This window comes from Marinimicrobium sp. UBA4509 (genome assembly GCF_002388575.1).
Taxonomy (GTDB): Bacteria; Pseudomonadota; Gammaproteobacteria; order Pseudomonadales; family Cellvibrionaceae; genus Marinimicrobium; species Marinimicrobium koreense.
Window position 1 is genome coordinate 19,316 of sequence record NZ_DGMV01000078.1, and the last position, 3,027, is coordinate 22,342.

The window sequence follows — 3,027 nt, forward strand, 5'->3', positions numbered from 1 at the left end:
GCAGCCGCCACACCTTGCCCAAAGAGGATCGCCAGGGAGCGCTTTGGCGGGAAATCAAAACGCCGCAGGCTCATGAAGATGTGACCGACTATCTGGTCACTCAAGACGAGAATCTCATCGACCTGCAATTCGCATTGCATTACCGCATTGAAAACCCGGCACAGATGACGTTGCAGGTCCAGGACTTGCCGACACTGATCACCCGAACCACCGAGGCGGCCCTGTGGAAGGAAACCGCCGGGCACCTGTTTTTTGAATTGTTAAGTCATGGCCAGCACGATTTTGCCCAACGGGTTGCCAGTGAGGCCCAACGGCAACTGCGGGCGCTCGGCATTGGCATTCAGGTTGTGGACGCCCAGGTATTGGTGGCCCAGCCACCGGCAGTAGCGGTACGCGCCTACCGCGATCTGCTCAATGCCGAGCAGGAAAAACGCCAGTATCAGACCCGTGCCGAAGCACAACAGATTCACGACCGACTCATGGCCCAGGCCGAACGCACGCAACAGAAAGCCCGGGTGAGCGCGGAAGCCAACGAGCGGATTCTGCAGGCCGAAGGCGACGTGGAACGCTTCTTGTCGCTGGCGGAGGTATACCGCGAGAACAGCAGCGCGGTCGGCTTCGAGCAGCAATTGCAACACACCACCGACACACTCAGGGGCCGTCGCCTGTGGTTGACCGACCCGGCCCTGGACACCGACGACATCAGACTCTGGGGGCCCCAGAGTCTACTGGGGACTGACGACAGGAAATAACGCCGTGCAAAAACTGCTCTGGACACTCGCCGCGGTCATTCTGCTGGGTTACTTGGGCATCAGCTCGGCGCTGGTGGTCCCGGAAACGCACATGGCCATGGTCACGCAATTCGGTAAACCCACCCGGGCCATTCATCAGGCGGGGTTGGCCTTCAAGTGGCCCGATCCGATTGAAACCGCCGTGTTCTTTGATAAGCGCCAACAACTGCTATCGCTTGAGCCGACGGAACTGGTCACCCTGGACCGACGCAACCTGGTGGTCAGTGCCTTTGTGGTCTGGCGCATTGTCGATCCCGGCCAATTCCTGACCAGCCTGCGCAGCATGGACACCGCCGAGCAGCGCCTGACCACCCTGGCCAGCTCGGAAATCGGCGCGGCTTTGGCGGCCCGGCCGATCACTCAGATTTTTACCCTCAACGAGCAGGACTTTCAGCTCAATGAGATGTTCGAGCAGATTAGCCGCTCCGCCAACCGTATAGCCGAGCGGGAGCTGGGCATCGAGGTGGTGACCGTACGCCCCAACCGGTTCGGCTTTCCCAAGCAGAACCTGCTGGCCATTTACAAGCGTATGGAATCCGAGCGCGATCGTATTGCCCGTCAGTATCGGGCCGAGGGACAGGAGCAGGCCGCCACGCTGCGCGCAGAGACCGAGCGGGAGGTCCGACAGATGCGCGCCCAGGCGCAGCGCGAAGCCCAGGCGCTGATCGGGCAGAGCGAAGCCGAGGCGGCCCGGCGGTACGCCGACGCCTATCAGACCAACGCCGATTACTATCGCTTCATACGTACCCTGGAAGCCTACAACCAGATTCTGGGTGAGGACACCCGACTGGTACTCTCGGCGGAGTCCCCTCTGTTCGACTTACTGTTCAACCCACCGGAGTTCGACCAGCCGTGACCCTGCACGAGGATATCCGCCATATTTTCCAACAGATTCGCCCATTGCTGATCACGGGCCTGGCAGTGCTCTTGCCGGCGTTGTATGTACTCAGCGGGTTTTATTCGGTGGGCACCGAAGAGCGCGGCGTCATTTTGCGGTTTGGAAAACTGGTCGACGACCAGGTGCTTCCCGGCATGCACTACCATTGGCCCTGGCCGGTGGAGTCCGTGCGCACCGTGCCGGCAACAACCCTGAGAACCCTCGAACTGGATTTTTCCAACTCGGCGCCGCCTCAACTGCAACCGGAGCTGACCACCGGCGACGAGGATCTGGTGGACCTGGCACTGTTAGTGCAATACACCATCGGCTCCCCCGGGCGTTACTTGGACAGTGCCAAAGCGCCGGAAGCATTACTCGAAGAGCTCACCCGGGCCCATACTATTGCCTACATCGGCGCCCACGCCATTGACCCGCTACTGACCGTGGGACGCACGCGACTACAGAACCAACTGACACTCGACCTGCAACGCAGCGTCGAGTCCCTGGCGCTGGGACTGAGGGTGACCTCGGTACAGCTGCGCCGCCTGGAACCGCCCCCCTCGATCAAGGCCGCCTTCGACGACGTGGCCCGAGCGCGCTCCGAGAAACAGAAATTGATCCAGGAGAGCGCCGGCGAGCGCAACACCCAATTGGCCAGAGCCCGCAGCGACATCAGCGCGCTCCGGGCGAACGCCCAGGCTCAGGCCACAGAGAACCTCGAGCGCGCCCGGGGATACCAGGAGCGCTTTATCGCTAACTGGCAGGCGCATCAGGAAGCGCCGGCCCTATCGCGCCAGCGCCTCTATCTGGAACACCTCGAAGCGCTGCTGGGGGAAATGCAGGTCACGGTCCTCACCCCCTGAGCCCCCCTCCCCCGCATGACCCACTCTTATTCTCACCCATCACTATTGAGAATTGTTATTATTCATGATAGATTTCCCCAAAGTAACTGATAGTCAATCTCATTATTTTTAGCAGCCACACCCATTATCAAGGTCAGCATCCGCCCTCAAGGGCAGACTCGCTCTGAAGACCACCATCATTCGGAAGGATAGCTTCATGTTGAAACGCTCTACTGCTCTGTCTCTCGTCATTGCTAGCCTCTCAGCGCCCACCCTTGCTCAGGATCTGGCGCTGAACAGCCTGCCCAAACTGGAGACCGTTCGAATCATCGGTACACAGGTGGAAGCCCGGGAAGTCTCCGGCTCCAGCGCCGTGGTGGAGCCCCAGCAAATGCAGATTGAAGTGGTCACCGATATCAATCAGGTACTGAAAACCGTGCCTGGTGTGTATGTGCAGGAAGAAGAGGGTTATGGCCTGCGCCCGAACATTGGCATCCGCGCCGCCTCCTCCGGCAGA

At 60.4% G+C, this 3,027-nt stretch carries 4 protein-coding genes; all 4 read left to right on the forward strand.

The genetic code is table 11. The features are described from left to right. The coding region (locus B3520_RS14455; RefSeq protein ID WP_286876349.1) for an SPFH domain-containing protein at positions 1-752 on the forward strand (752 nt) is incomplete at its 5' end. Between the two features lie 4 nt (positions 753-756). Further along, the gene (gene hflC / locus B3520_RS14460) at positions 757-1,647 is read left to right on the forward strand and encodes a protease modulator HflC (RefSeq protein ID WP_286806318.1); all 891 of its coding nucleotides are present in this window, start codon (positions 757-759) and stop codon (positions 1,645-1,647) included. Then, positions 1,644-2,531: an FtsH protease activity modulator HflK gene (hflK, locus tag B3520_RS14465; RefSeq protein WP_286806316.1), complete on the forward strand. Its 888-nt coding sequence runs from the start codon at positions 1,644-1,646 to the stop codon at positions 2,529-2,531. The genes hflC and hflK overlap by 4 nt, the downstream gene beginning before the upstream one ends. A gap of 196 nt (positions 2,532-2,727) precedes the next feature. Beyond that, positions 2,728-3,027: TonB-dependent receptor plug domain-containing protein (locus B3520_RS14470; RefSeq protein ID WP_349678493.1), on the forward strand; the 300-nt coding region annotated here is incomplete at its 3' end.